Source organism: Bradyrhizobium sp. NAS96.2 (genome assembly GCF_001908235.1).
Taxonomy (GTDB): domain Bacteria; phylum Pseudomonadota; class Alphaproteobacteria; order Rhizobiales; family Xanthobacteraceae; genus Bradyrhizobium.
Map to the genome: position 1 here is coordinate 13,116 of NZ_LGHK01000047.1, position 25,974 is coordinate 39,089.

23 protein-coding genes, 1 tRNA gene and 1 pseudogene are annotated in these 25,974 nt (G+C 62.6%); 15 read left to right on the forward strand and 10 right to left on the reverse strand.

Going from position 1 to position 25,974, the window contains the following annotated elements; genetic code table 11:
- Positions 1–86 precede the first annotated feature (86 nt).
- Positions 87–557 (reverse strand): winged helix-turn-helix transcriptional regulator, encoded by a 471-nt coding sequence (locus AC628_RS12575; protein WP_083632825.1) that lies wholly within the window; start codon positions 555–557, stop codon positions 87–89.
- A gap of 134 nt (positions 558–691) precedes the next feature.
- Here AC628_RS12575 and AC628_RS12580 point away from each other — a divergent pair, with 134 nt between their 5' ends.
- A complete protein-coding gene (locus AC628_RS12580) occupies positions 692–1,612 on the forward strand; it encodes an alpha/beta fold hydrolase (protein WP_074127118.1) in 921 nt (306 codons plus the stop codon).
- A 125-nt stretch (positions 1,613–1,737) separates the two neighbouring features.
- On the opposite strand, the gene AC628_RS12585 is transcribed toward AC628_RS12580, so the two are convergent.
- Complete coding sequence (locus tag AC628_RS12585; protein WP_245321145.1) at positions 1,738–2,025, reverse strand: DUF5658 family protein; 288 nt, start codon at positions 2,023–2,025, stop codon at positions 1,738–1,740.
- A gap of 337 nt (positions 2,026–2,362) precedes the next feature.
- Positions 2,363–2,713, reverse strand: coding sequence for a helix-turn-helix transcriptional regulator (locus AC628_RS12590; protein WP_074127119.1), 351 nt, complete (start codon positions 2,711–2,713; stop codon positions 2,363–2,365).
- 532 nt (positions 2,714–3,245) lie between these two features.
- On the opposite strand from AC628_RS12590, the gene AC628_RS12595 reads away from it, so the two are divergent.
- The 6 genes from AC628_RS12595 (at position 3,246) to AC628_RS12620 (ending at position 10,189) form a co-directional block, all read left to right on the forward strand.
- Positions 3,246–4,514, forward strand: a complete 1,269-nt coding sequence (locus AC628_RS12595) for an OpgC domain-containing protein (protein ID WP_074127176.1) — start codon at positions 3,246–3,248, stop codon at positions 4,512–4,514.
- A 29-nt stretch (positions 4,515–4,543) separates the two neighbouring features.
- Complete coding sequence (locus AC628_RS12600) at positions 4,544–5,056, forward strand: copper chaperone PCu(A)C (protein ID WP_074127120.1); 513 nt, start codon at positions 4,544–4,546, stop codon at positions 5,054–5,056.
- Between the two features lie 69 nt (positions 5,057–5,125).
- On the forward strand, positions 5,126–6,313 hold the full coding sequence (locus AC628_RS12605) for an OpgC domain-containing protein (RefSeq protein ID WP_074127177.1): 1,188 nt from the start codon (positions 5,126–5,128) through the stop codon (positions 6,311–6,313).
- 154 nt (positions 6,314–6,467) lie between these two features.
- Positions 6,468–6,866 carry a DUF2059 domain-containing protein gene (locus AC628_RS12610; RefSeq protein ID WP_349510112.1) on the forward strand — a complete coding sequence of 133 codons (399 nt, stop codon included), beginning with the start codon at positions 6,468–6,470 and terminating at the stop codon, positions 6,864–6,866.
- A 15-nt stretch (positions 6,867–6,881) separates the two neighbouring features.
- Complete coding sequence (locus AC628_RS12615) at positions 6,882–8,615, forward strand: glycosyltransferase family protein (protein ID WP_074127122.1); 1,734 nt, start codon at positions 6,882–6,884, stop codon at positions 8,613–8,615.
- A gap of 287 nt (positions 8,616–8,902) precedes the next feature.
- Positions 8,903–10,189: a TAXI family TRAP transporter solute-binding subunit gene (locus AC628_RS12620; RefSeq protein ID WP_083632817.1), complete on the forward strand. Its 1,287-nt coding sequence runs from the start codon at positions 8,903–8,905 to the stop codon at positions 10,187–10,189.
- A gap of 329 nt (positions 10,190–10,518) precedes the next feature.
- Here AC628_RS12620 and AC628_RS12625 read toward each other — a convergent pair.
- Positions 10,519–10,608, reverse strand: a tRNA-Ser gene (locus AC628_RS12625).
- Positions 10,609–10,741: 133 nt separating this feature from the next.
- Here AC628_RS12625 and AC628_RS12630 point away from each other — a divergent pair.
- Positions 10,742–11,269, forward strand: coding sequence for an arsenate reductase/protein-tyrosine-phosphatase family protein (locus tag AC628_RS12630; protein WP_245321146.1), 528 nt, complete (start codon positions 10,742–10,744; stop codon positions 11,267–11,269).
- Here AC628_RS12630 and AC628_RS12635 read toward each other — a convergent pair.
- On the reverse strand, positions 11,262–11,696 hold the full coding sequence (locus AC628_RS12635; RefSeq protein WP_074127123.1) for an NUDIX domain-containing protein: 435 nt from the start codon (positions 11,694–11,696) through the stop codon (positions 11,262–11,264). The two genes, AC628_RS12630 and AC628_RS12635, sit on opposite strands and share 8 nt — an antisense overlap.
- 871 nt (positions 11,697–12,567) lie before the next feature.
- Between AC628_RS12635 and AC628_RS12640 the strand changes: the two genes are divergently transcribed.
- The gene (locus AC628_RS12640) at positions 12,568–13,476 is read left to right on the forward strand and encodes a septal ring lytic transglycosylase RlpA family protein (protein WP_074127124.1); all 909 of its coding nucleotides are present in this window, start codon (positions 12,568–12,570) and stop codon (positions 13,474–13,476) included.
- 33 nt (positions 13,477–13,509) lie between these two features.
- On the opposite strand, the gene AC628_RS12645 is transcribed toward AC628_RS12640, so the two are convergent.
- Positions 13,510–14,445 carry an alpha/beta fold hydrolase gene (locus AC628_RS12645; RefSeq protein WP_074127125.1) on the reverse strand — a complete coding sequence of 312 codons (936 nt, stop codon included), beginning with the start codon at positions 14,443–14,445 and terminating at the stop codon, positions 13,510–13,512.
- A 175-nt stretch (positions 14,446–14,620) separates the two neighbouring features.
- Between AC628_RS12645 and AC628_RS12650 the strand changes: the two genes are divergently transcribed.
- The 3 genes and pseudogenes from AC628_RS12650 (at position 14,621) to AC628_RS12660 (ending at position 17,606) form a co-directional block, all read left to right on the forward strand.
- The gene (locus tag AC628_RS12650; RefSeq protein ID WP_074127126.1) at positions 14,621–15,880 is read left to right on the forward strand and encodes a D-alanyl-D-alanine carboxypeptidase family protein; all 1,260 of its coding nucleotides are present in this window, start codon (positions 14,621–14,623) and stop codon (positions 15,878–15,880) included.
- Between the two features lies 1 nt (position 15,881).
- A complete protein-coding gene (gene tmk, locus AC628_RS12655) occupies positions 15,882–16,568 on the forward strand; it encodes a dTMP kinase (RefSeq protein WP_074127127.1) in 687 nt (228 codons plus the stop codon).
- Positions 16,565–17,606: pseudogene (locus AC628_RS12660) on the forward strand (DNA polymerase III subunit delta'). Before tmk ends, AC628_RS12660 begins: the two are co-directional and overlap by 4 nt.
- A 37-nt stretch (positions 17,607–17,643) precedes the next feature.
- Here the strand turns inward: AC628_RS12660 and AC628_RS45255 are convergent.
- Positions 17,644–17,958, reverse strand: a complete 315-nt coding sequence (locus AC628_RS45255; RefSeq protein WP_245321147.1) for a hypothetical protein — start codon at positions 17,956–17,958, stop codon at positions 17,644–17,646.
- A 109-nt stretch (positions 17,959–18,067) separates the two neighbouring features.
- Here AC628_RS45255 and metG point away from each other — a divergent pair, with 109 nt between their 5' ends.
- The 3 genes from metG to AC628_RS12675 are packed head-to-tail and all read left to right on the forward strand — an operon-like array spanning position 18,068 to position 21,284.
- Positions 18,068–19,675, forward strand: coding sequence for a methionine--tRNA ligase (metG, locus tag AC628_RS12665; RefSeq protein ID WP_245321148.1), 1,608 nt, complete (start codon positions 18,068–18,070; stop codon positions 19,673–19,675).
- A 14-nt stretch (positions 19,676–19,689) separates the two neighbouring features.
- The gene (locus AC628_RS12670) at positions 19,690–20,481 is read left to right on the forward strand and encodes a TatD family hydrolase (protein WP_074127180.1); all 792 of its coding nucleotides are present in this window, start codon (positions 19,690–19,692) and stop codon (positions 20,479–20,481) included.
- Positions 20,478–21,284 (forward strand): MBL fold metallo-hydrolase, encoded by an 807-nt coding sequence (locus AC628_RS12675; protein ID WP_074127129.1) that lies wholly within the window; start codon positions 20,478–20,480, stop codon positions 21,282–21,284. The genes AC628_RS12670 and AC628_RS12675 overlap by 4 nt, the downstream gene beginning before the upstream one ends.
- 4 nt (positions 21,285–21,288) lie before the next feature.
- On the opposite strand, the gene AC628_RS12680 is transcribed toward AC628_RS12675, so the two are convergent.
- The 3 genes from AC628_RS12680 to AC628_RS12690 are packed head-to-tail and all read right to left on the reverse strand — an operon-like array spanning position 21,289 to position 25,907.
- Positions 21,289–22,938, reverse strand: coding sequence for an acyl-CoA synthetase (locus AC628_RS12680; protein WP_074127130.1), 1,650 nt, complete (start codon positions 22,936–22,938; stop codon positions 21,289–21,291).
- Between the two features lie 25 nt (positions 22,939–22,963).
- On the reverse strand, positions 22,964–24,850 hold the full coding sequence (locus tag AC628_RS12685; RefSeq protein WP_074127131.1) for a TRAP transporter large permease: 1,887 nt from the start codon (positions 24,848–24,850) through the stop codon (positions 22,964–22,966).
- A gap of 37 nt (positions 24,851–24,887) precedes the next feature.
- Positions 24,888–25,907 (reverse strand): TRAP transporter substrate-binding protein, encoded by a 1,020-nt coding sequence (locus tag AC628_RS12690; RefSeq protein ID WP_074127132.1) that lies wholly within the window; start codon positions 25,905–25,907, stop codon positions 24,888–24,890.
- Positions 25,908–25,974 lie beyond the last annotated feature (67 nt).

Genomic DNA, 25,974 nt, shown 5'->3' on the forward strand with positions numbered 1-25,974 from the left:
GGTCGAACCTCCACGCAGCCGATGCTGCGGCAAGGAGGGTTAAGATCCAGTTGCTGATGACGGTGTCCGCGCGGCGCACACGCGCCTCACGCGATCCCTTTCCCGGCTGAAGCCTGCGGCAGCCGCACCATCGTATCTTCTGCGCCGACGACGCGTCCGTCCTGCGCTCGCAGTTCGAGCCGCCGCACCGGCAACCCGTTCTTTCGGTCGACCAAGAGCACATGCGCCTCGTCGGGCTCGAAGAAGAAATCCTCACCCCACTGACGGAGCGCGACGAGGAGCGGGAACAGGCCGCGTCCCTTTTCTGTCAGCACATATTCCTGATAGGGGCTGCCGTCCGCCGCGGGTACGGTCTCCATGATTCCGTGCGCCAGCAGATTGCGGAGCCGGGCGGAGAGGATGTTCTTGGCGAGCCCGAGGCTCTTTTGAAATTCGCCGAACCGGCGCAGCCCGTCGAACGCATCGCGGACGATCAACAGCGACCACCAGTCGCCGATTGCATCGAGCGGCCGGGCCACCCCGCACATCGAGTCCCTGTGGCTCACTCGCTTGGCCATCGTGATCTGCCTGACGCTCTTCATCGTGGACGCGGCCCGAAAGACCGCCCGATCGAGGGCTCGATATATCGGTTGCAAAGTAAAACCTCAAGGGCTACACGATGGTTTCAAATTAAAACTATTCGAGGCCAGCCATGATTCAACCCGATGCGACGTTCGACGGCACCTTTCCTTTCGCGCCGCATTTCAGCGCGGCTCCAGGTTTCCGGATGCATTATGTCGACGAAGGCCCGCGGGACGGCGAGGTGGTGCTTTGCCTCCATGGTGAACCGACCTGGAGCTATCTGTTCCGGCATCTGGTGCCAGTCCTGAACGCAACGCGGCGCGTGGTCATTCCGGATCACATGGGCTTTGGCAAGAGCGCGACGCCGGCGCAGCGCAGCTATTGGCTGCAAGACCATGTCGACAATCTCGAAGCCCTGGTCCTCGCGCTCGACCTCACCAACATCACCCTCGTGATGCATGATTTCGGCGGTCCCGTCGGCATGGGGCTCGCGGTACGCCATCCGGATCGGATCCGCCGCGTCATCTCGGCCAACGGGCCGACACCGTTCGGGCAGAGCGACCTGCTCACGCGCGTCACCACGAACGCGCAGGTCTCGCCCTGGTTTCAGTGGATCGCATCCGCTGAGGCGAACGGTGAGCTCGAGCCGGTGCTCGGCCAGCTCGGCTTCAATATCCTGAGCACGCTCAAGCTCAACGGCTTCGAGAACAACGCAGTCATCACCGACGCCTGGCTCGCCGCCTACGGCTCACCTTTCGCGCGTCCGGCCGACTGCCTCGGTGCGATCGGATGGGCGAGGGGCTTTGCGACCGGGGCGCACAAATTCGAGGCGCCGACTCCTGCCGCCGATCGCGCGATCCGCAGCAAGCCAGCGCTGGCGATCTGGGGCGAAGCGGACCGCACGCTGCACGCAGACCATTTCCTGCCACTGTTTTCCGCGATCTTCCCGGCGGCGCCGGTCAGGCGCCTTACCGGCGTCGGGCATTACTGCTTCGAGGATGCGCCGCAGGAAATCGCCGACATGATCGCGGAGTTCATCGCGCAGACCTGACGGCACGCCCGGCAAAGAGCGTGGGTCTGATCAGGCGGTAGAAATCCGGGACATTGATCGGATCATGCCTGCTCGCGACAACGAGCAGAACGATCGCATCGCCAGCGCAAACGGCGCGCACTGGTTCAGCTTGCGCCGGCGAGGATGACGAGGTTGTTGATGACGGGCGTTGAGCAGAACGCCACGACAAGGGCGATCCTGGAAAGGTTTTCGCTACGCCAAAGCAGGGCGATGACGAGATAGGTCAAGCCCAGTTTGGGGATCAGCCACCAGACACCGAACCAGGCCTGGGCCATCTGCATGAACGGGTTCGCCTCGCCGAATCCGAGCTCCAAGATCCTGTTGGTGGTGGCGAGGTCGGCACATCCAAGAAGCAGTACGGAGAGCAGCAGCAACGCCTTGACCCAATTCATTTCAACCTCTCGGTGCCGGGCGCCGGACGGGCAATGCACCTATCATTCAAGCTGATTCCTTAATTGTTGGTTCGGGAAGAGGTTGCAACCAGGCCGCTTTGCGGAGGCGCCATGCATGGCCGAAGGGGTGTCCTGTCAACCCCACTGAATCAATTCGACTTTCCGCGGCACTGCGTCAAACGGCTGCGGTTTAGGCCACGGCCAGCGACGCGTTCGAGGTTGGTCCGCCGCGTGGCTCGTGCACGCCACACCTTTCGGTTTGATTCTGTTTTCGCGCCCGATTCCATTAGCGCGCCGCCCGTTTTGGCAAACTCGTCCCAAAGTTTGCTAACGGCAGTCAATTGGGGCGCCATTCGCTCGGTGCTACACCCGACCAGCGCTGAAACGCGTGGGTAAAGCCGCTGGGATCGGCGTATCCGAGTGCAAGGGCGATGTCGGTAATATCCATCCTCGTCCCCGCCAGCAGCTGCCGGGCGACTGCGAAGCGTGCTTCGTTGACCAATTCACGGAAACTCTTGCCCTCTGCCTGCAAGCGGCGGTTCAGGGTTCGAGGCTGCATCGACATTTCATTGGCCACCGCTTCAAGGGAGATGTCGGGAAAGACGACGCGAGCGTGGAGCATGCGGGTAACCGTGTGTGTCACGCTTGGTTGTTCGACCGCCCAATAGGTTGCGACGGACTTCTCCATTATCCGGCGCAAGTCAGGATCGGCACCGCGGACGGGTGTCCTGCTTGCAAACCAAGATCAACCCGGCAGTGCTGGTGCTGGGCGGGGCTGTGATCGGCGTTCTTTCGCTTTAGTGATGAGAGGAGCGGGGGCCAGTACGCCGGTCGTTGGAGTGTCCAAAGTCAAATTGCGGCTGCGAAATCAGCACCAGTTTGGGAGCAGCATTATGAGCATCACTCGCTGCGATCTTCTATCTGCCGGCCTAGGAAGCGCGCTCTCCGCGCCTGTACTCTCATCCGGCCGCAACGTCGGCTACCCTCGAACAGCTCCACGCTCCCGAACCATTTTGGGGGACCGGAAGGCCACTGACCGCACCGAACACTTTGGTTGGGAAAGCCGTATGCGCCTTGGCTGTTTGAACATTTCCGCAGCCGTCTGCCAGCAAGATTGGCCCGGACTACCTCCAATATGACATATCGAGTTGGGGAGCGGAACTGTAGTGTAGTCGTCCATTGGCTTGTTGTTGTCGATGACCAGGAGCGAGGACGAGACGATGCCTCGTATTGATCAAGCCGGATTTGCATCGATTGCCGATGGAGTCGCCGGAGCTTCCTCAACGGGCAAGGTGGACCCGGTCGCGAAAGGCATCTTTTCAGCGTCGGCAGTCTCGATGCCGCTGTTTGTCGTCGCGAGCGGCCAGCGGGAATTGCGGCTCGACCTCTTTCGTGGGCTGGCCCTTTGGATGATCTATATCGACCACGTTTCGCCCGACTATTTGACCTGGTTCACGATCCGAAATTACGGCTTTAGCGACGCCGCGGAACTCTTCATTTTCATTTCCGGCTTTACCGCTGCGCTGGTCTACGGCAGGGCAACCTTCGAGTCTGGGTTCGTGATCGGGACCGCGCGCGTGCTGCGGCGGGTCTGGCAGATCTACACCGCGCATCTGTTGCTCTTCCTGGTCCTTATGGCGGAGATCGCTTACGTCGTGGCAGTTTCAAACAAGCCATCGTTTTACATTCATGAGATGGAAGTCGCGGATTTCTTCAGGGATCCAGGAGCTGTGATGATCCAGACACTGCTCCTGCGATTTCGTCCGCTGAACATGGATGTTCTGCCGCTCTATATCGTGTTGATGGCCTTCCTGCCGCTCGTCTTCCTGCTTGCACGAGTGCACCGCGATCTTCCGCTGGCAGCGTCGATCCTGTTCTACATCCTCACCATTCGGTACGACCTTCACTTGTCGACCTATCGAGACGGCTTCTGGTCATTCAATCCTTGCGCTTGGCAGTTGCTCTTCGTCTTCGGTGCCTGGTGCGCGCTCGGTGGCGGATGGCGATTGATCGCGGTTCTGAATTCTTCGCTGACTTTATGGCTGGCTGTCGCCTATCTCTGCGCGGCGCTCTTTGTCACCTTCACCTGGTATTTCCCTCAGCTGGAGGGCTTCATCCCAGCGTGGTTGTCGCGCGTGATCTACCCGATCAATAAGACCGATTTCGATATCCTGAGGTTTGCGCATTTCCTGGCGCTGACGGTCGTTGTTCTGCGCTTCGTGCCGAGCGACTGGGCGGGATTGAAGTCGCCCTTCGCCCGGCCATTAATCCTGTGCGGGCAATATTCCCTTCAGACTTTTGCACTCGGGGTCGCCCTGTCATTTGCTGGCTACGCGCTTCTGATGGAGCTTGATGCCGGCGCCGCGCTGCATTTCATCGTGGGCGTCGCTGGCCTCCTGGTCATGTACTGCGTTGCGCGGACGTTCACATGGTACAAGTGGGCGACGGCGGAGCGCGAGAGCGCTCCAATGCTGTCAAGACCACTGTGACGGTACCAAGTCGTTAAAGGGAGGGAAAAGTGAAAGTCAGCAGACATCTCGTCGCGCTCCTGCTTTTTACCGGTGCACTCCAAAGCCTGCCTCTGCAAGCGCAGGAAGTGAAGGCAGGTGATCTTGTTATTTCACAAGCGTGGAGCCGCGCGGCGCCGCGCGGTGCGGAATTGGCGAGTAGTTATGTCACGATCGAAAACAAGGGAACGGCGCCGGACCGCTTGATCGGAGGGGCGACCGATATCGCCGAAAAGCTTCAGATCCAGCAAAGTAGCATGGTCGGGGGCGGACTGACCTTAAACCCTGTTGCCGGAGGAGTGACGATCTCTCCCGGTGACAAGGTGGTGTTGGCGCCTCACGGGATTCATCTCACCCTGTCGAACCTCAAGGCGAAGATGAAGAAAGGAACTGCTGTGCCGATGACGCTCGAGTTCGAGAAAGCGGGCAAGATTACTGTTTCGTTTGACGTGCTTGGCGCCGCCTCAACAGGACCAGTCGCGCCCAAAGCTTCAGCGGCAGATGGGAGCAGGATGAAGAAATGAGGTTTCGGCGAGCAGGTTACCGCCGTTGTCACAGTGCAACGTACCACGAGTAATAATGGATGGAGCATGATGACCCACAAGGATGACGAATATCTCATGCGTCCCGTCGAGCGTGACCTCCGGCTCGATCTGTTGCGCGGCTTGGGTCTGTGGATGATCTTCCTCGATCATGTTCCGAACAACATCGTCTCCTGGTTGACGCTTCGCAACTTCGGCTTCAGCGACGCCGCCGAGTTCTTCGTGTTCATTTCCGGCTACCTTGCCGGCTTCATCTACGGTCCTTTCATTGCCGGCGGCCAGTTCCTCGCGGCCACAAAGCGGCTCTGGAAGCGGGCTGTGCAAATGTACGTCGCTCACATTATGCTCTTCCTGATTTTTACGGCGCAGATCGCGCGCGCCGCGAGAAAATTTGACAATCCGATGTACGAGAATGAGTTCAATGTCTTCAATTTCCTCCAGCATCCCGACATACTGATCGGGCAGGCCCTCACGCTGCGATACAAGCCGGTCGATCTCGACGTGCTGCCGCTCTACATTTCGTTGATTGCCGCTTCACCGCTGGTCCTGTGGTGCATGGTACGCCGCCCGAACCTAACCTTGCTTTGCTCGGCGGTCCTGTACGTTCTGGCGCGCTGGTTCGACTGGAATCTCCCGTCTTATCCGCCGGGCACAACGTGGTACTTCAACCCGTTCGCCTGGCAATTGCTGTTTTTTCTGGCCGCATGGTGCAGCGTCGGGGGCGCCGCCAAATACTGGAACCTGATTCAATCCCGCGCGGTATTCGCCCTATCAGTTGCGTGGATTGGCTTTGCTTTCCTGATCGTGATGACCTGGCACAGCGAATTCCTGGCGTCACTGATTCCGAAATGGATGATCAAGGTGATCTATCCGATCGACAAGACCGATCTCGACATGCTGCGCTTTACGCACTTTCTCGCTGTGGCGGTCGTAGTGTCGCGTTATGTTCCGCACAACTGGCGGCAGCTCACCGCAAAATGGACTTATCCGCTCAAGCTGTGTGGCCGGCATTCGCTGCCGCTCTTCTGCGTCGGCGTGTTCCTGTCGTTTGGAGCGCATTGGATCCTGGTGCAGTACGACTCGGGCGTCTTGGCGCAGATTGGCGTCAGCCTCGCCGGCTTCCTGATCATGATGGCGATCGCATGGGCTTTGGATCAGAGCCAGAAGGTCCCCGACTTGTTTGTCGAGGTAGCCGATCTTGATACGTCAAAGGCAGCGACCGGTTCGGGCACGGCGTGACTGCGCCGACGCCCGGAAGCCGCGATTTGATCACCATCGTCCATTCGGACGTCGTCGGAGGAGTCGGTCTATGTCCAAACGCTTATTGGTCATCTGTAGCATACTCCTATGTTCGACATGCGTCGCACGGGCACAAGCGCCATCCACCGAGGCTATGACCGCAGCTCGAAGCCTGGTTACTACTTTAGGGGTACCCGACCAGTACAAGGCGCTGCTGCCTGTCATTCTGCTGGGCCTCAAGCCGGGGCTGACGCAGGAAAGGCCGGAAATGGAGCGAGCGTTCGATGCGCTGCTGCCGAAGATGACGGAGACCTATGCTCCGTATTACAGCGCGATGATCGACGCTGTCGCCACCGTTTACGCGAACAATTTTACAGTCGACGAATTGCACGAGATCGAGGCGTTCTATAGCCGACCAGCCGGAAGGAAATTTCTGGAAAAGTCACAAGCAATTGCCCAGCAAAGCACGCAGGTTGGCCAGGAAGCCGGACGCAAGGCGAGCGAGGCTCTACGCGCGCGCCTGACCGAGCTCCTGCGCCAGACAGCGCACTAGGTGTGATAGCGAGGAATGATCAGGACCAAAGCGCGGCGCACAGAACGCTTTTCCGGCATCGCGGAGGGCAATTTGCCCCGGAACAGGGCGATACGATCGATCGCGCGATTCGACATCTATGACATCGCGACCGGTGCGCTTCTCGCAACCCTCGTCCTCGCGGTGTGGCTCACCTTCAGGGATTACGCGATCTCCAACGATGAGGGCGTGCAGCACCACTATGGCGAATTGATTATCAGCTATTATCAGAGTGCATTCAAGGTTCGCGACGTATTCGCGTTCGAGAACCTTTATCTCTATGGTGGGCTGTTCGACATCATTGCCGTGGCGCTCGCGCATGTCGTCCCTGTGGACGCTTACGAGCTGCGCCACATCCTGTGCGCGATGATCGGGATTGGCGGGATTTGCGCCAGTGCAGTGACCGCGCGATTGATTGCAGGACCGTGCGCAGGTCTGATCGCCGCGGTCGCGCTTGCGCTTTGCGGTGACTGGTACGGCGCCATGTTCAACCACACCAAGGACATTCCCTTCGCGTCCGCCATGATGGGAGCGACGCTGTTTCTCGTCCGGATCGCTCGCCGATTGCCGTCGCCGCGCGCCGTCGACGTGGCAGGGTTTGGCCTTTTAGCCGGAGCGGCGCTTGGCGTGCGAAGCCTCGGTTTGCTGCTGATCCTCTATCTCGTTTTTGCCGTCGCTATTTGCCTGCCCTGGCGCGAGCGCGGCGTGCGCCTCTCCTTTGCCGCCACTTCCGCGTTGAAGGCGTTACCGGCCGTGGTGCTCGCCTGTCTCATCATGATCCTGGCCTGGCCGTGGGCCGCGCTGTCGCCGCTCAACCCGATCCGCGGTCTAATTGCTTTCTCGGAGTTTCACTACGACATCCGCACGATGTTTGCGGGACGCGTTTACGAGATGGCCGATGTGCCGCGGCTCTATATTCCGGTCTATCTCCTCATCCGCGTGCCGCTCATTACGCTCGTCGGCGCGGCGCTGGCGATGATCTCATTGCTTTGGCAACAGCGCGATGAGAGCCGGGGAGGACACCACAGCGATCTGGCCTTGGTGTCGTTGAGCGTCCTTTTTCCGCTGGCCTGCCAAGTGCTGCTTCGTGGACCCGGCTTTACCGGCATGCGTCATTTCTTGTTCGTGCTTCCGCCGCTTGCGACGCTGGCCGGCGTTGGTTTCAGCAGGGGCCTTGACGCGCTTTCGACGCGTCGGCGCCGATTGGCATCGGCTGCGCTCGCGTTAGTCTCTGCATGCTTCCTGTGGGAAGGCGTGACGCTGGTGAGGCTTCATCCCTACGAGAACCTCTCCTACAATGCGCTGGTCGGCGGCCTTCCGGGCGCATTCCGTCGGTACGAGCTCGATTACTGGTTCAACAGCATGCCGGAGGCGATCCGTACGCTTGAGGCGTTCGTCCGTGACCAGACCCACATGGAGTCGATCCATCCGCCCAAGATTTATTCCGTCGCCGTATGCGGGGAGCGTTTGCCTTTTGACCGGGCTGTCACTCTTCCACAATTGCGCTGGGACTTCAGGTCCGAGTGGGACGAGTCGGAATTCTTTATCGCGCCGACACAGATGAACTGCGACCGCGATCTTGACGGCGATGTTATCGGCACGGTGGAGAGGTTCGGTGTTCCCATAGCTTATGTGAAGGACCGGCGGGCCATTGCAAAGCGGCCAGTGGAGACGGTCGCGTCGCCACCTTTGGCTCAGGAGGCCACCGCCCGGACGAGGAGTATTCCGTAAGGTTGATTAACCTGGATCAACCTCACGGAAGACAGGTTGCATGCCATTGGTCTTTGTACCGGCAATTTCAGGGAGGTGAACAAGCATGATGCACATGGAGCGCTTGGCTCCATCAGTGAGCCACGTTCGATCAGAATCATGGTCCGGCTATCCGCTATCATTCATTTCCCGCTCTTGGCGAAATCACTGGGGCGAAAGTGCCAGTTCGCTTGTATTTCGAACCACGGACCAAGCGTTTCAGTAAGGCCATTTGGCAAGGTCGCGACGGCACCGAGGATCGACGCGCGATGATGATTGGAGATTATGCCCACAGGATCTGGCGCTACGCTGCAGTTGCCGCGACAGCAGCGATATTTTTCGGCGCGAGCTGGTTCATTGTAGCAACGCTACCGCCGCGTGAGTTGGTGATGGCGACTGGCGCTGAAGGCGGGGCCAACTACGAACTGGGGATCCGCTATCGCGATATCCTGGCGAAAGATGGTGTCAAGCTGCAGCTGCAGCCGACTGCCGGCAGCCTGGCCAATCTGAGATATCTGCTCGATCCGACGTCGCAGGTCAGCGTTGGATTCATACAGGGGGGCACTACCACCAGGAAGGAAGCCCCGAAGCTGGAGTCGCTCGGCACCGTTTTTTACGAACCGTTATGGCTTTTTCGCCGGGCCGGAATTGGCGAAGGCGTACAGGGATTGCGGGGCCGACGGCTTTCGATAGGTGCCGAGGGAAGCGGTGGGCGTGCCTTGGCGCAGCGAGTCGTCGAAAGGACCAGGCTTGACAGTATTGTCGGCGAATTGTCGGGATTTCCCCCGCAGGCTGCGGCTGAAAAGCTGATCGCCGGCGACATCGACGCGGCGTTTATTGTGACAGCCTGGGAGTCTCCCGTCGTCCAGTCTCTTCTCCATGCCACGGGCATCGAGCTTTCAAGCGCTCAGCGCGCGGACGCTTTCGTCGCGATCTATCCTTACTTACATAAATTGATATTGCCCGCCGGTGTCATCGATCTCTTGACGAACCGACCGCCGAACGATGTTTTTCTATTGGCGCCGAAAGCCAGCCTTGCCGTGCGCGCCGACCTGCATCCTGCCTTGCAGTATCTGCTGCTCAATGCAGCAGTCGAGATTCATTCGCCGCCGGGGATTTTCCAGAAGGCGGGAGAGTTTCCTGCCGCCGAAGCAATCGACCTTCCGCTTAGTCAGGAAGCGCAGCGCTTTTACAAGACCGGACGGCCATTCTTGCAAGGCTATCTTCCATTCTGGGCCGCGACGCTGGTCGAGAAGCTCCTGGTCGTGTTTGTGCCATTGGTCGCGTTGCTCTTTCCCGCATTCAAGTTGCTGCCGCAGTCGTACGACTGGATGATGCAGCTCCGGATCAGGCGACTCTATGACGAGATCAGGTTGATCGAGAGCGAGATGGAGGCTCAAGGAGTGAAGATTGATCTCGGCGCGCTGAACACCAAACTTGATCTGATTGATCAACGCGCGAACCATCTGCAATTGCCAAATGTTTATGCGAGCAGTTTATATACGCTGCGAGGTCACATTGATCTCGTGCGCACGCGTCTGGCCGCGATGACTTGATGCTGCTCCTTGCGAGAGGGAACGCCGTAAACTGTCAAGTCAGCTCCGGTCGAGCCGATCTGAGCGGGCTACTCTTGTTTGGTTCAACGGGGTAATCGTGGATTTCAACCGTAGCTTTGCAAGGAGTGACCCTAGAACATAGCAAATCAGCATAGTTCGGAAGATGGACGCTCCTCCGATCAAAACCATCCTCCGAACCTACGGTCCCAAGCTACGGTTTGCGCTTTGATTATGAGGAACGACGGCGAACCAAGGAATGCGGTCGGCCGACGAAAGCGCTGATTTTGCTTGGGATTCCGAACAGTGGATAACAACGGAGAACACTATACTGGCGGAAGGGGTGGGATTCGAACCCACGGTACCCTTGCGGGCACGCCGGTTTTCAAGACCGGTGCCTTAAACCACTCGGCCACCCTTCCGTCTGAGCAGGTCAGGCCCATAGCGTAGGCCGCGGCCGAACGCAACGCGAACCTGCCTGTGCAACCGGGCGCCAATTGGTCATTTGCCGGTATGCACATTGAAAAAGGCCTGATTTGATCGAAAAGGCCGGCCTTGGCTTTGCCGGCGTCAACGAGCCGCGCCGCGGATCATGCGCAGTTGAATGCAACGCGGTTGACCGCCGAGGCCGGCGTTGGCCATCATGAACCCATGAAGCGCGTCCTGTTCCTTTGCACCGGCAACTACTATCGCAGTCGATACGCAGAAGAGCTGTTCAATCATCTGGCACGAGCCGCAAACGTCCCATGGCGCGCATCGTCCCGAGGTGCAGCCGAACGGGGCTCGCCCGACAATGTCGGAGCCATGTCGGTGTTTGCGGATGATCGTCTGCGCGCCAACGGCATCGTTCCCGAAGGCGCAGCGCGCTATCCGCAGCCCTGCGCGTTGGCTGACTTCGACGGCGCGGACCTCGTGATCGCGCTCAAGGAGGCCGAGCATCGTCCGCTCATCGAGCGGCGGTTCCCTGAGGTCGCCGACAGGGTGACCTATTGGCACGTGCACGATATCGACGTTGCCCATCCCGCGGTCGCGCTGCCAATGATCGACGATCTCGTGCGCGGGCTGGTTTGGTCACTCAGGTAGCCGGTTCGCTCTTCAGGAAGATCGCCAGCGCATACTGCGCCGGGCGTGCGAGCCTGCCGCGGAGACGTTCGAGGTCCTCGACCGCGACGATCTCGAGGCGGCCTTCGGTGACCCTCAGCTGGTCGATCGGCACATCGTGGGCGAGGAATACCTCGCCGCGGAGGGTGCCGCCCGGTGTCGAAGGATCCGGTCCGGAATAACTCCCGATCAGTTCAAAACGCTCGGGCGGCACGTAATGGCCGATCTCCTCGTGGATTTCGCGAACGACGCATTCCAGGAAAGTCTCGCTGCCCTCCCGCCGCCCGCCAAACAGGCTGATCTTGCCGGGATCGGAAACGTGCGGAAGGTCGTCGCGCAGTTGCATGAGCAACCGGCCGTCCGTGCTGACGAGGAGTGCAGACGTTCCCTCTCTTACCGCGCCGATCATTCGCCAATCCTCTCGATGGGAAGGTGGAGGGTGCGTCAGGACTGGGGCTGGGAGAAGACGGCGCAACTGGCGTGCAGGTCGCCGCGTGTTTGCCTGGCCAAGTATCATCAGGCTTGGCGCTGATGCCGACGTCGGATCGGCGAGGGATGAGGTGAAGGTGGTCGGCCCGTCGCATGCGCGCAGATGGCGCCCAACGCATCACATCTTCAGCCAAAAGCGAAGGCCAGCAGGCTCGAGCACAGCAGCACCAGGCTTGCCGCGGTGAGCGTTAGAAATCCGTCGGAGACCAAATCGTGATTACGCATGACACACCTGCCTTCAACCGATGCTCATCCGAATTGATTAAAGCTTTCCGAACATTCTCTCCTGGAAAGAGGTGACGCGTCTTTCCGCCTTCAACGGACTGTCAGGCCCGGTACCGATAGCCTTCCACGGCGTGCGCCAAGAAGATCGCCGCACTCACCAGGCCCATCACCGCTGTAACCGTCTCGATCATCGCAAACTTCCTTTGCGCCCCACGCGGAAGAGAAAACGATTGCAGCCTTGCACAGTCAAAAAGATTCAATTGTTTGAATTCAAGATGCCGCCCCACTGATGATTTGCTGCAACAGTGTGTCTGATAGCGGGACAGGCGAGGGCGTTTTGGGTGGCCGAGGCTCCGTAGAACAACTGAGGAGGCGCAACAGGCGGTTTACCAAAGTGCCATACGGTTAAGGCTCTCCCCATTTCCGCCGTGTTCCGGTTGCGATATCGTCAAGCTCTGGTGTGGAGGTGGGCCGCACCGTGAAGAAAATGATCCCGACGCCGCAAAGTGGGCGCGGGTCCGGCAGAATGGTACTTGGGGCAGATGGGGACTAGACGGCCAGATTCGATGATCCGGACGGCGCGCGGCGCCGTTGCGGTGGCGACGTGCCTCGTCCTCGCCAATTGCGCCTCCTCCAACAAGTTCGCCAGCCGGGTCGATCCCAAATACGGCGTGTCGTCGAGCCCGCGTGTCGTCGCGCTCGGCGACCCCGTGCCCAAGGGCGGCGGCACCTACCGTATCGGCAAGCCCTATGTCGTCGCCGGCCGCACCTATGTGCCGGAGGAGAACGAGAACTACCGCGCCGAGGGTATGGCGTCCTGGTACGGCGATGATTTCCATGGCCGCCTGACCGCCAATGGCGAGGTGTTCGACATGGGCTCGCTGACGGCCGCCCATCCAACCCTGCCGATGCCGAGCTACGCGCGGGTCACCAATCTGAGCAACGGCAAATCGCTCGTCGTCCGCGTCAATGACCGCGGTCCGTACCACGGCAATCGCCTCATAGACGTGTCGAACAAAGCGGCCGAACTGCTTGAATTCAAAGGCAATGGCGTCGCCCGCGTCCGCGTCGAATATGTCGGCCGGGCGCCGCTCGAAGGCTCCGACGACCGCCAGCTGATGGCGACCCTGCGTACCGGCACGCCGGCGCCGTCACCGTCGATGGTCCGCGTCGCCTCCGCGCGACCATTCGTACCCGAGATGTCGTCCTCATCCGGCCGTCTGCGCGGCGATGTTCCGCTGCCTGAGGGCCGGCCCTACAGCCTCGGCAACACCCAGGCCGACTATGCCTCGGTCAGCGCGACCTCCGAAATGTCGGCCTCGAGCCGGTCACGGGGCCGCGCCTTGAACAATCCGCGCGAAGTCTCCTACGAGAGCGATCCGCGCTATGCCGCGACCCCGAGCCCGGCCGCCGCCTATGTGCCGATCGACGCGCGCGGACCGGCCGAAGTGCTGAGCGGACGCGGGCTCTACTAAGTCAAATCGTTGCGAATCAGTCCCTTGGCCTGATCATTTCAGAAACGCGATCAGCGCCGCATTGACCTCATCGGGGCGTTCCTGCTGGATCCAGTGGCCGGCGCCCTCGATGATCAGCTTCTGCTTGAGGTTCGGCAGCACGCGCTCCATGTCCGCAACCCGCTTGGCGCCGATCAGCCCGGTAATCACCGAATCGTTCGAGCCGGCGATGAACAGCGAGGGCTGATGGATCTGGGCGTCCTGCCAGGGCGCGGTGAGCTCCCAGTTGCGGTCGAGATTGCGGTACCAGTTCAGGCCGCCGCGGAAGCCGGACTGCCGGTAGCCCTCGGCGAATTCGGCGATGTCGGCCTCGGTGATCCAGGCCGGCAGCGGCGTTCCGGTTGGCAGCTTGCCGAGGAACCCCTTGGCTTCGTCGACGAACATCGAGCTCGGATCGGAGACGCCGCGCCCGAGCACCAGTCGCATGGTGTGGGCAATGTCGCGCTCGAATTCGGCTTCCGCGACGCCGGGCGGCTGGAAATATTGCCAATAGAAATTGGTGATGCCGCTCTCGCGCAGGGTTTCCAGCGGACGTCCGCGGCCGCGAAACGGCGGCGGCACGCTGAGGCCGGCGACCTTCGTGAAGACATCGGGACGGAACAGGGCCGCGTGCCAGGCCACCGGCGCTCCCCAATCGTGACCGACGATGACTGCCTTCTTTTCGCCGAGCGCCGCCACCAGCGCGACCATGTCGCCGACGGTATCGAAGATCGTGTAGGCGCCGACGTCGGCCGGTGCGGCGGTCCGGCCGAAGCCCCGCATGTCGGGGGCGGCGACGCGGAAGCCTGCCGCAGCCAGCGCTGCGATCTGGTGTCGCCATGAGTAGGACAGTTCCGGCCAGCCATGGCAGAGCACGACCAGCGGGCCTTGCCCGGCCTCGCGCACGAACATGTCGATGCCGTTGGCGGAAATGGTGCGGGAGGATGACATTCGCGTTTCCGCCTTGTTTGCCGGTTCTGTTGTCGTTAGCTGGTTCCAAGGATTACTGACAAGGATACGGGCGTTCGGCCCAGCCGGCAATCCAGCCGGCCGTGTACAAGCGGCGAAACCTCAGTTGTTTGCGATACTTCCAGCTGTTAGAACGCAGTCATTCAGGACATCGCCGATGGCAGCCCCAACCGCAGTTCCCCGCACGTTGCTAGCTCGCGCCGGGCGTTGCTGGCGTGGTCTGGTCGCAGCCGCGGTCGCGCTGGCGATCGGCTGCGGCGGGGTGGTCTATGCCGCCAACAACAGCGTGCAGGGCGCCAAGAAGGAAGACGCCGGCTTCGACGGCGATGCGCCGACCGCGATCCTCGTCGAGGCCTCCTCGGGCAGCGTGCTGTTCGAGAAGAACGCCGACGAGCTGCGCGCGCCCTCCAGCATGATGAAGCTGATGACCGCCGAGGTGGTGTTCGACGCCATCAAGAAGGGCGACATCAAGCTGACCGACGAGTACCGGATCAGCGAGAACGCCTGGCGGCGGGGCGGGGCGCCGTCCGGCACCTCGACGATGTTCGCGGCGATCAACAGCAAGGTCTCGGTCGACGACCTCCTGCACGGCGCGATCATCCCGAGCGGCAACGACGCTTGCATCGCGCTGGCCGAGGGCATCGCCGGCAACGAGCATACGTTCGCAACCGACTTCATGACCAAGCGCGCCCGCGAGCTCGGCATGACGAAGTCGACCTTCGGCAATTCCAACGGGCTGCCGGACCCGACCAACAAGATGACGGTGCGGGAACTCGCGGTGCTGGCCCGCCATATCATCCTGACCTACCCGGACAGGTACAAGCTGTTCGGCGAGAAGGAATTCACCTGGAACAAGATCCGCCAGCAGAACCGCAATCCGCTGCTGAACGCCTTGCCTGGCGCCGACGGGTTGAAGACCGGCTACACCAAGGAGGGCGGCTACGGCATGGTCGGCTCGGCCGTCCAGAACGACACGCGGCTGATCGTCGTCATCAACGGGCTGGAAGATTCCGAGGACCGCGCGACCGAAGCCAAGAAGATGCTGGAATGGGGGTTCCGCAGCTTCGAGACCCGGGTCCTGATCGCGGCTAACCAGCCGGTCGGCTACGCCCGGGTGTTCGGCGGCGAGACCCGTTCGGTCAAGCTGGTCAGCCCCGATCCGATCAAGGTGATGGTGTCGAAGAACGGCAACGACAAGCTGCTCGCGCGCGTCATCTACAGCGGCCCGGTCAAGGCGCCGATCACCGCCGGCCAGAAGATCGGCGTGGTGCGGGTCTGGCGCGGCGCGAACGTCGCGATGGAAACTCCTGTCTACGCGGCGGATGCCGTCGGCACGGGATCGACGATGCGCCGTGCGCTCGACGGCGCCCAGGAGCTCGTCATCGGAATGTTCCGCGCAGGGGTCGAGAAGCTCTGACATGGCGGAAGTAGCAGTCCAACGGCCGAGCTTGCGCGGTCGCTTCATCACCTTTGAAGGCGGCGAGGGGTCGGGGAAATCGACCCAGATCCGCAAGCTCGCCGAACGGCTCGATGCCGCCAAGCTGCGTGCGATCGTGACCCGCGAGCCCGGCGGCTCGCCGGGCGCCGAGATCATCCGTCACCTCGTGCTGTCGGGAATGGGCAAGCTGCTCGGGCCGGAGGCCGAGACGCTGCTGTTTGCCGCCGCGCGCGACGACCACGTCCGCACCGTGATCCTGCCGGCGCTCAACCAGGGCATCTGGGTGCTGTGCGACCGCTTCTTCGATTCCACGCGCGCCTATCAGGGCCAACTCGGGCAGGTGTCGCCCGAACTCGTCAATGCCATGCAGCGCGTGACCATCGGCGATCTCAAGCCCGATCTGACCTTCATCCTCGATGTGCCGGTCGAGGTCGGACTGCAACGCGCCGCCGCGCGCCGCGGCAACGCCACGGCTGATCGCTTCGAGGCCGAGGGCATCAAGTTCCACCAGGATTTGCGTGACGCCTACCGCCGGATCGCGGCTGAAGACCCGGAGCGCTGCGTCCTGATCGACGCCACACCTGATCCGGACACGGTGACGGCGAAGATATGGGCCGCGCTGCGCGAGCATCTGCGCGCAACGCTCACGGCGGACAATCCCGCATGAGCGCGCGCAAGGTCGAACAGGAGAGCACGGCTCGCCATCCGCGCGAAACGCCCGATCTGTTCGGGCATCGCGAGGCGGAGACCGCCTTGCTCGATGCCTATCGCAGTGGGCGGATTCCGCATGCCTGGCTGATCGGCGGCGCTCAGGGGATCGGCAAGGCGACGCTGGCTTACCGCATGGCGCGCTTCGTGCTGGCCTTCCGCAATCCGAAGTCGTCCCAGGTCCAGCACGCGCCGACGCTGCGGGTCGATCCGTCCGATCCGGTAGCGCGACAAGTCACGGCGGGCGCCCATGGCGGCCTGCTGGTGCTGGAGCGCGGCCTCAACGACCGGGGCGTGATGCGCACCGTGATCACGGTCGACGAGACGCGCGAGACGATCTCGTTTTTCGGCTCGACGGCTGCGGTCGACGGCTGGCGCGTCTGCATCGTCGACACCGTCGACGAGCTCAATCCCAATGCCGCGAACGCGCTCCTGAAAATCCTCGAGGAGCCGCCGCAGCAGTCGCTGTTCCTGCTGGTCAGCCACGCGCCGTCGCGGGTGCTGCCGACCATCTTGTCCCGCTGCCGCAAATTGCTGCTGCGGCCGCTGGAGACGGGTGATGTGCTGCGTGCAGCCGCGGCCGCAACCGACATCGCAGCGGACGATCCTGCGCTGACTGAAGCCGCGGCGGCATCAGAGGGCAGCGTCGGGCGGGCGCTGTCGCTGCTCGGCGGCGACGCGCTCAAGCTGCAGCAGCGCACGGCCGCGCTGCTCGCGACGTCTTCCGAGCGTCGATCCGCGTGAGCTGCACGCGCTGGGCGATGCGCTCGGCACCAGCGACCGCGTCGCGCTCGCCGCTTTCATCGACGGCATCGACCGTTGGATGAGCGAGCGCATGCGCACCGGCGATGCCAATGCCAATCTGCCGCGCCTTGCACGGCTGGCGGAGGTATGGGAAAAGATCGTCCGCGCCGCGCGCGATACCGAAGCCTACAATCTGGAGCGCAAGCCGCTGGTTTTCTCGGTGTTTTCGATGCTCGCGGACGCGACCCGGTAGACGCCAAGTCTCAAAACACATCTGTCTGACCACACATCTATCTGACAACACTCCCGACAATCTCGTTTCGATCTGCAAAGGATTCCGTGGTGGCGACCGCTAAGAAGAAATCGTCGAAGAAGGCTAAGAAGACGAAGAAGGCATCGCCCGCCCGCGCGACGAGGAAGGCCGCGGCGAAATCGCGCGCGGCCAAGAAGGGTGGGCGCGTCGCCAAGAAGGCGAAGAAGGCCGCCAAGACGGGAGCTAGGGGCGCCAGGAAATCGGCGACCAAGAAGGTCGCGAAAAAGACCGTCAAGAAGGCTACGAAGAAGACGGCCAAGAAAACAGCTAAGACTCCTGCAAAAGCCGCCAAGGCTGCGCCTACTAAGGCAGCCGCATCTGCTGTTGTGCCAGCCGCAAAGAAGCCCGCAGCTCCGAAGCCTCCGGCCGTCGAGAAGGCTCCGAAAGCAGCAGCGGTTCGCGTGCCGAAGCAACCCAAGCCGGCAGCGGCGGCTCCTGCGGCCGCAGCCGCCCCGATGCGCGCCGCGGACCGCGGCAACATCTATTACATCACGACCGCGATCGCTTATCCGAACGGCCAGCCGCATATCGGCCACGCCTATGAGGCGATCGCGACCGACGCGCTGGCGCGCTTCCAGCGGCTCGACGGCAAGGACGTGTTCTTCCTGACCGGCACCGACGAGCACGGCCAGAAGATGATCCAGACCGCGCAGGGCGAGGGGATGACGCCGTACGATCTCGCCACCCGCAACGCCGCGCGGTTCAAGGAGATGGACGAGCGGCTCAACGTCTCCTTCGACCGCTTCATCCGCACCTCGGAGCCTGCTCACCACAAGTCGGTGCAGGAAATCTGGCGCCGCATGCAGGACAATGGCGACATCTATATCGACACCTATGCCGGTTGGTACTCGGTGCGCGACGAGGCCTATTACGCCGAGGATGAGACCGTTGTTGGCGAGGACAATGTCCGCCGCGGTCCGCAGGGCACGCCGGTCGAGTGGGTCGAGGAGAAGAGCTATTTCTTCAAGCTCTCGGCCTACCAGGACAAGCTCTTGCACCTCTATAAGAGCCAGCCCGATTTCATCGGCCCGGATTCGCGCCGCAACGAGGTGATGAGCTTCGTGCGCGGCGGGCTGAAGGATCTCTCGATCTCGCGCACCACGTTCGACTGGGGCGTCAAGGTCCCCAATGATCCCGAGCACGTGATGTATGTCTGGGTCGACGCATTGACCAACTACATCACAGGTGTCGGCTATCCCGACGAGAGCGACAAGCACTGGCGCTACTGGCCGGCGGACGTGCACATCATCGGCAAGGACATCATCCGCTTCCACGCAGTGTACTGGCCGGCCTTCCTGATGTCGGCCGGCATCCCCTTGCAGAAGCGCGTCTATGCGCACGGCTTCCTGTTCAACAGGGGCGAGAAGATGTCGAAGTCGGTCGGCAATGTGGTCGATCCCTTCAATCTCGCCAACCAGTACGGCGTCGACCAGGTGCGCTACTTCTTCCTGCGCGAGGTGCCGTTCGGCCAGGACGGCAACTACAACCACGAGGCCATCGTCGCGCGCATCAACGCCGACCTCGCCAATGATTTCGGCAATCTGGCGCAGCGCTCGCTGTCGATGATCGCCAAGCAACTCGGCGGCGTGCTGCCGGAGCCCGGCGAGTTCAGCGACAACGACAAGGCGATCCTGGCGCAGGCCGACGCCATGCTGGAGACGTCGCGGACCGCGATGGCGGCGCAGCAAATCCATCAATGGCTCAACACGGTCTGGGCCGTGGTCGCCGAGGCCAACCGCTACTTTGCCGGCGAGGCGCCGTGGGCGCTGGCCAAGACCGATCCGGCGCGCCAGAAGACGGTGCTCTATGTCACCGCCGAAGTCGTGCGGCAGATCGCGATCATGGCGCAGGCCGTGATGCCCGAGTCCTGCGGCAAGATGCTCGACAGCCTCGGCATATCAGCGGATGCGCGCAACTTCACGGCGATCGCGGAGCGGATCAGGCCGGGCACGACGCTGCCGGCGCCTGTCGGCGTGTTCCCGCGCTACGTGGAACCGAAGACCGAGTGAGCGGTTCGAAATTCATGCTTGTCGACAGCCACTGCCATCTGGATTTTCCTGATTTCGCCGATGATCTCGACGGGATCGTCGGGCGCGCCGAAGCGGCCGGGGTCGCCCGCGTGGTGACGATCTCGACCCGCGTGAAGCGGCTCGGCGGCCTGCTTGCGATCACGGAGCGTTTTCCGGACGTCTACTGTTCGGTCGGCACCCATCCGCATCATGCCGATGAAGAGGACGGCATCCCGGCCAGCGAGCTGATCGAACTGACCAAGCATCCGAAGGTCGTGGCGCTCGGCGAGGCGGGGCTGGATTATTTCTATGAGCACGGTTCGCGCGAGGCGCAGGAGCGTGGCTTTCGTGCGCATATCGCGGCTGCCCGCGAAACCGGCCTGCCGCTCGTCATCCACACCAGGGAGGCTGACGAGGATTGCGGCCGCATCCTGGAGGACGAGGTCGCGAAGGGGCCGTTCAAAGCCGTTCTGCACTGCTACACCGGCGGGCGCGAGCTCGCGATGAAGGCGATCTCGCTTGGGCTGTCGATCTCCTTCACGGGCATCCTGACCTTCAAGAAATCCGACGCCTTGCGCGCGCTGGCCGCCGAGCTGCCGGCCGACCGCATCATGGTCGAAACCGACGCGCCGTATCTTGCGCCCGGCAAATTCCGCGGCAAGCGCAACGAGCCGTCCTATGTCGTCGAGGTCGCCAAGGTGCTTGCCGAAACCCGCGGCGTCTCCCTGGAGGAGATCTCGCGGCAGACCACCGAAAACTTCTTCCGGCTGTTCTCCAAGGTGCCGGCGCCGAAGGTTGCTGCATGACGCTGACACTGACCATCCTGGGCTGCGGCTCTTCCGCCGGCGTGCCGCGCCCGGCGCTCGGCTGGGGCGCCTGCGATCCGAGCAATCCAAAAAACCGCCGCCGCCGCTGCTCGATCATGGCCGAGCGCACCATGGAGCACGGCACCACGCGGGTCGTGATCGATACCGCGCCCGACCTGCGAGAGCAGTTGATCGATGCCAATGTCGAGCATATCGACGCGGTGTTCCTGACCCATGAGCACGCCGACCAGACCCACGGCATCGACGATCTGCGCTCGGTCGTGCTGCACCAGCGCCGCCGCATCCCGGTCTACTTCAACCAGTCGACCGCCAAGGATATCATGGCGCGGTTCTCCTACTGCTTCATCTCGCCGGAGGGCAGCGACTATCCGCCGATCCTGACCCGCCATTCGATCGAGGCCGGCGAGAGCCACGCGGTGCAGGGGAAGGGCGGTCCGCTGAAGCTGGAGGCCTTCCTGGTGCAGCATGGCCAAATTCCCGCGCTCGGCTATCGCATCGGCGATGCCGCCTACACACCCGATCTGCACGACATCCCCGCGGAGAGCTGGCCGGCGCTGCAAGGCCTCGATCTCTGGATCGTCGATGGCCTGCGCTATGCGCCGCATCCCAGCCATTTCAGCGTCGCTGATGCGCTGTCATGGATCGAGCGCTTCAAGCCGAAGCGCGCCGTGATCACCAACATGCATTCCGACCTCGACTACGAGGTGCTGCGGCAGAGCCTGCCGGCCGGCGTGATCCCGGCCTATGACGGCATGCAGCTGACGCTCGACCGGGCGGGCTAAAAGCCTACGCGGAAATCGCCTTGGCCGATCCGACCGCATTGCGCAGCAGGAATTTCTGGATCTTGCCCGTAGATGTCTTCGGGATCACGCCGAACACCACTGACTTCGGCGTCTTGAAACCCGACATGTGCTCGCGGCAATAGGCGATGATCTCGGCCTCGGTTGCCTTGGCGCCATCCTTGAGCTCGATGAAGGCACAGGGCACCTCGCCCCATTTCGGATCGGGTTTTGCGACGACCGCCGCAAACAGCACGGCCGGGTGCTTGTAGAGGATATCCTCGACCTCGACCGAGGAGACGTTCTCGCCGCCCGAGATGATGATGTCCTTGGAGCGGTCCTTGATGATGACGTAGCCGTGCTCGTCGAGCACGCCGAGATCGCCGGTGTGAAACCAGCCGCCGGCAAACGCTTCCTGCGTCGCCTTCTCGTTCTTCAGATAGCCCTTCATCACGATGTTGCCGCGGAACATGACCTCGCCGATGGTCTCGCCATCGCGCGGCACCTCGCGCATGGTCTCGGGGTCGAGCACCGTGACGCCTTCCTGCAATGGATACGACACGCCCTGACGCCGCTTCAGCTGCGCGCGCGCATCGGCCGACAGATCGTCCCAGCCGGGCTGCTCGGCGCAGACGGAGGCGGGGCCGTAGACCTCGGTCAGCCCATAGACGTGGGTCAGCTTGACGCCGATGCGTTCGGCGCCTTCGAGCACCGCAACCGGCGGCGCTGCGCCTGCGATCAGGCCGACGACGGGCTTGGCCTTGCCACCCTTCGGCGCATCGGGGGCGTTGATCAGCGTGTTGTAGACGATCGGCGCGCCGCACATGTGGGTGACGCCGTGCTTGGGGATCAGCTCGAAGATCTTGGCGGGATCGACCTTGCGCAGGCAGACATTGACGCCGGCGGTCGCCGCGATCGTCCACGGGAAGCACCAGCCATTGCAGTGGAACATCGGCAGCGTCCAGAGATAGACTGGATGCTGGCCGAGATTCCCGGCGAGGATGTTGCTGACCGCGTTCAGATACGCGCCGCGATGATGCGTCACGACGCCCTTCGGATTGCCCGTCGTGCCCGACGTATAGCTCAGCGCGATCGCGTCCCATTCGTCGGCCGGCGGCCGTTCCGCGAAAGCGGCATCGCCTTGCGCTACCGCGGCCTCATACTCGATCTCGCCGATGCGCTTGCCGCCGCTGAACGCGGCATCATCGACGTCGATCACGAACGGCTTTGCGCCCTTCATCAAGGTCAGGGCTTCCGCGATCACACCGGAGAATTCGGGGTCGACCAGGATGATCCTGGCGCCGCCATGGTCGAGCTGGAACGCGATCGACGCCGCATCGAGGCGGATGTTCAGCGCGTTCAGCACAGCGCCGGTCATCGGCGCCGCAAAATGCAGCTCGTTCATCGCCGGGATGTTCGGCAGCATCGCCGCAACCGTGTCGCCATGGCCGATGCCACGGCCCGCGAGATAGGACGCGAAGCGCTTGCAGCGCTCGTAAGTCTCTCTCCAGGTGAAGCTGCGCGCCTCATAGACGGCGCTGATGTGGTCGGGATAGACCGCGGCCGAGCGCGCCAGGAAACTCAGCGGCGTCAGCGGCACGTAGTTCGCGGGCGTCTTGTCGAGCCCGATCGAGTACTGGTTTTGAGCTGCACTCATGGCTCTGTCCCATCCGCAAGGTGCTTTAAAGGAAACCGATCGATATCCAGGGGAAGATGGCAACGATGATCAGGCCGATCAACAGCGCCAGCATGTAGCCCCAGATCGGCCGGATACCCTCGGCCGGATCGACGCGCCCGATGGCGCAGGCGGCATAATAGCCGACGCCGAACGGCGGCGCGAACAGTCCGATGCCCATCGCCAGGATGATGATCATGGCATAGTGCACCTCGTGGACGCCGACCTGGTGGGCAATCGGAAACAGCAGCGGCCCGAACAGCACGATCGCCGGAATACCCTCGAGCACGCTGCCGAGGATCACGAAGGCCAGAATCGAGACCGCGATGAAGGTCGCCGAACCGCCGGGCAGCCCGGTCATCGCGGCCGCCAACGCCCGTGAGAAACCGGACTGGGTCAGGCCCCAGGCCATGCCGGTCGCGGTGCCGATGATGAACAGGATCGCGCCCGACAGGCACGCCGTGTCGATCAGCATCGGCACCAGCCGGCGCCAGTTGAACTTGCGGTAGATCAGGAGGCCGATGACGAAGGCGTAGACGATGCCGATGGTCGAAACTTCGGTGGCGGTGGCGATGCCTTCGACCACGGCATAGCGGATCACGAAGGGCAGGGCCAATGCGGGCAGGGCGAACACGAGAGCCTTGCCGATCTCGCTGCCGGTTGCGCGCTGCACGTGGCTGCGGTCCTCGCCGCGGTAGCGCCACCACACCAGCCCCGACAGTGTGATCGCGAGCACGACGCCCGGCAGCAGGCCGCCGGTGAACAACGCCGAGATCGAGACGCCGGTGACCGAGCCGATCGTGATCAGGACCAGGCTCGGCGGAATGGTTTCGGTCTGGGCGCCGGTGGCGGCGAGCAGGGCGACCAGATCGCCCGGCTTGGCGCCGCGCTGCTTCATTTCCGGGAACAGCACGGGCGCGACGGCAGCCATGTCGGCGGCCTTCGACCCGGAAATGCCTGACACCAGGTACATGGCGCCGACCAGCACGTAATGCAGGCCGCCGCGAACGTGCCCGAGCAGGCTCGCGAGGAACGCGACCATCGCGCGCGCCATGCCGGTCATCTCGATCAGCAGGCCGAGGAAGACGAACAACGGCACCGACAGCAGAATCAGATGGCTCATGCCCTCGTCCATCCGGCCGACCAGCACCATCAGCGGCGTGCGCGTGGTCAGCGCCAGATAGCCGAAGATCGCCATGCCGAAGGCAAAGCCGATCGGAACGCCGGCGAACACGCAGAAGCCGACCACGCCGACGAAGAAGATGATCAGATTGAGGTTGCCGAGCGGCCGCAGCAGCGGCTGCGCGAGCCAGAACAGACCGATCAACGCGACCACGGTCAGCGCCGCCAGCAGGAAGGTCTTGATGTCACCGACCCGCGCCAGCCGCAGCAGCGCGAACAGCGCCATCAGGCAGGTGCCGACCGGCAATGCGGCCGCGCGCCAGGTGTTGGAGATCTGCAGCGCCGGCGTCGTAATGAAGCTTTCCTCGTAGGCGTATTCATAGGCCGGCCGCACGATCAGGATCAGGAACGCCAGCGCGGCGCAGGTCGCGACCACGTCGAGATAGGCCCACAGCCTCGGCCCGGCGCTCGCGACCAGCGCCGTCATCCGCATGTGCTCGCCGCGGCGGAATGCGACTGCCGACCCCAGCATGGCGAGCCACAGGAACAGGATCGACGCCAGCTCGTCGGACCAGATCAGCGGCGCATGCAGCACGTAGCGCGACACCACGCCGGCGAACAGGATCACGACCTCGGCGACGACAAGGATCGCCGCCGGGATCTCGACCAGCCATCCGAGCGTCGCCTCGATGGAACCGAGAACAGAGCGGCGGCGAGGGGGCTGTGATGCCGCCTCGCCGGCCACGGCCGGCGTCATCTCGACATGAGCCATAGCAAATCTCCCGCTGGCGAGCCTCCCGCTTGATCGATCAGGACAGTTTGCCGACGGACTTCTCGAGCAGATCCCAGGCCTTCTCGCCGTACTTGCCCTTCCACTCGGCGTAGAAGCCGGCGGTCCGGAGCTTGTCGCGGAACGGCCCGACCTCGGGCTGGTTGAACAACAGGCCCTTGCCGGTCAGTTCCTGCTTCACGGTGGCGTTCAGCTTCTCGGTGTCCTCGCGCTCCTTGACGGCCGCCGCGTTGACGTTCTTGGCGACGATGGCCTTGATATCATCAGGCAGCGCCGCCCAGGCCCGGCGGTTCATCAGGAACCAGAAGCCGTCCCACATGTGGTTGGTCAGCGAGCAGTACTTCTGCACCTCGTAGAGCTTCGCGGCAGAGATCAGCGCCAGCGGGTTTTCCTGGCCCTCGACGATCTTGGTCTGCAGCGCCGAATAGACCTCGCTGAAATTGATCGAGGCGGGCGATGCATTGAACGCCTTGAACATCGAGGTCCACAGCGGCGACACCGGCACGCGGATCTTGAAGCCCTTGAGATCGTCGGGACCGTTGATCGGCTTGGTCGAGGACGTGGTCTGGCGGAAGCCGTTGTCCCAGATCTTGTCCATGACCTCGAGGCCGGCCTTGTTGATCTCGCCGCGCACATAGGCGCCGAGCTCGCCATCCATGGCCTTCCAGACCGTGGGATAGTCAGGGAACGCGAAACCGATGCCGTTGATCGAGGCCGCCGGCACCAGGGTCGCCAGGATCAGGCCGGACAACGTGAAGAACTCGACACCGCCGGAGCGCACCTGGCTCAGCATGTCCGTATCGGAACCGAGCTGGCTGTTCGGGAACACCTGCAGATCAAACCGGCCGTTGGTCTCGGTCTTGATCGCCGCGGCCATCTCCCGGGCGCGCGCCACGAACGGGTGCGACTCCGGCAGGTTGTTGGCGAACTTGTAGGAGAACTCGGCCGACTGGGCGCGCGCGACATACGGCGCGCCAATTCCGCCCAGAACGGCGGAAGCGGCGGAGACCTTCAGCAGCGTGCGTCGTGAAAAGCTCATTGGTGTTGCTCCCTCGAGAGGCTTGTTGTTGTTCTGAGATGCCATCCTATACGGACCTGATGCCGCG

Excerpts from the sequence above, each read along its gene's own strand:
- AC628_RS12575 (WP_083632825.1), bottom strand. The coding sequence starts at position 557 with ATGGCCAAGCGAGTGAGCCACAGGGACTCGATGTGCGGGGTGGCCCGG.
- tmk (WP_074127127.1), top strand. The coding sequence starts at position 15,882 with ATGGCGGAAGTAGCAGTCCAACGGCCGAGCTTGCGCGGTCGCTTCATC.
- AC628_RS12690 (WP_074127132.1), bottom strand. The coding sequence starts at position 25,907 with ATGAGCTTTTCACGACGCACGCTGCTGAAGGTCTCCGCCGCTTCCGCC.
- AC628_RS12670 (WP_074127180.1), top strand. The coding sequence starts at position 19,690 with ATGCTTGTCGACAGCCACTGCCATCTGGATTTTCCTGATTTCGCCGAT.
- AC628_RS12615 (WP_074127122.1), top strand. The coding sequence starts at position 6,882 with ATGATCAGGACCAAAGCGCGGCGCACAGAACGCTTTTCCGGCATCGCG.
- AC628_RS12585 (WP_245321145.1), bottom strand. The coding sequence starts at position 2,025 with ATGAATTGGGTCAAGGCGTTGCTGCTGCTCTCCGTACTGCTTCTTGGA.
- AC628_RS12595 (WP_074127176.1), top strand. The coding sequence starts at position 3,246 with ATGCCTCGTATTGATCAAGCCGGATTTGCATCGATTGCCGATGGAGTC.
- AC628_RS12685 (WP_074127131.1), bottom strand. The coding sequence starts at position 24,850 with ATGGCTCATGTCGAGATGACGCCGGCCGTGGCCGGCGAGGCGGCATCA.
- AC628_RS12590 (WP_074127119.1), bottom strand. The coding sequence starts at position 2,713 with ATGGAGAAGTCCGTCGCAACCTATTGGGCGGTCGAACAACCAAGCGTG.
- AC628_RS12650 (WP_074127126.1), top strand. The coding sequence starts at position 14,621 with ATGGCAGCCCCAACCGCAGTTCCCCGCACGTTGCTAGCTCGCGCCGGG.
- AC628_RS12645 (WP_074127125.1), bottom strand. The coding sequence starts at position 14,445 with ATGTCATCCTCCCGCACCATTTCCGCCAACGGCATCGACATGTTCGTG.
- AC628_RS12605 (WP_074127177.1), top strand. The coding sequence starts at position 5,126 with ATGACCCACAAGGATGACGAATATCTCATGCGTCCCGTCGAGCGTGAC.
- AC628_RS12620 (WP_083632817.1), top strand. The coding sequence starts at position 8,903 with ATGATGATTGGAGATTATGCCCACAGGATCTGGCGCTACGCTGCAGTT.
- AC628_RS12675 (WP_074127129.1), top strand. The coding sequence starts at position 20,478 with ATGACGCTGACACTGACCATCCTGGGCTGCGGCTCTTCCGCCGGCGTG.
- AC628_RS12680 (WP_074127130.1), bottom strand. The coding sequence starts at position 22,938 with ATGAGTGCAGCTCAAAACCAGTACTCGATCGGGCTCGACAAGACGCCC.
- AC628_RS12635 (WP_074127123.1), bottom strand. The coding sequence starts at position 11,696 with ATGATCGGCGCGGTAAGAGAGGGAACGTCTGCACTCCTCGTCAGCACG.
- AC628_RS12580 (WP_074127118.1), top strand. The coding sequence starts at position 692 with ATGATTCAACCCGATGCGACGTTCGACGGCACCTTTCCTTTCGCGCCG.
- AC628_RS12610 (WP_349510112.1), top strand. The coding sequence starts at position 6,468 with ATGACCGCAGCTCGAAGCCTGGTTACTACTTTAGGGGTACCCGACCAG.
- AC628_RS12640 (WP_074127124.1), top strand. The coding sequence starts at position 12,568 with ATGATCCGGACGGCGCGCGGCGCCGTTGCGGTGGCGACGTGCCTCGTC.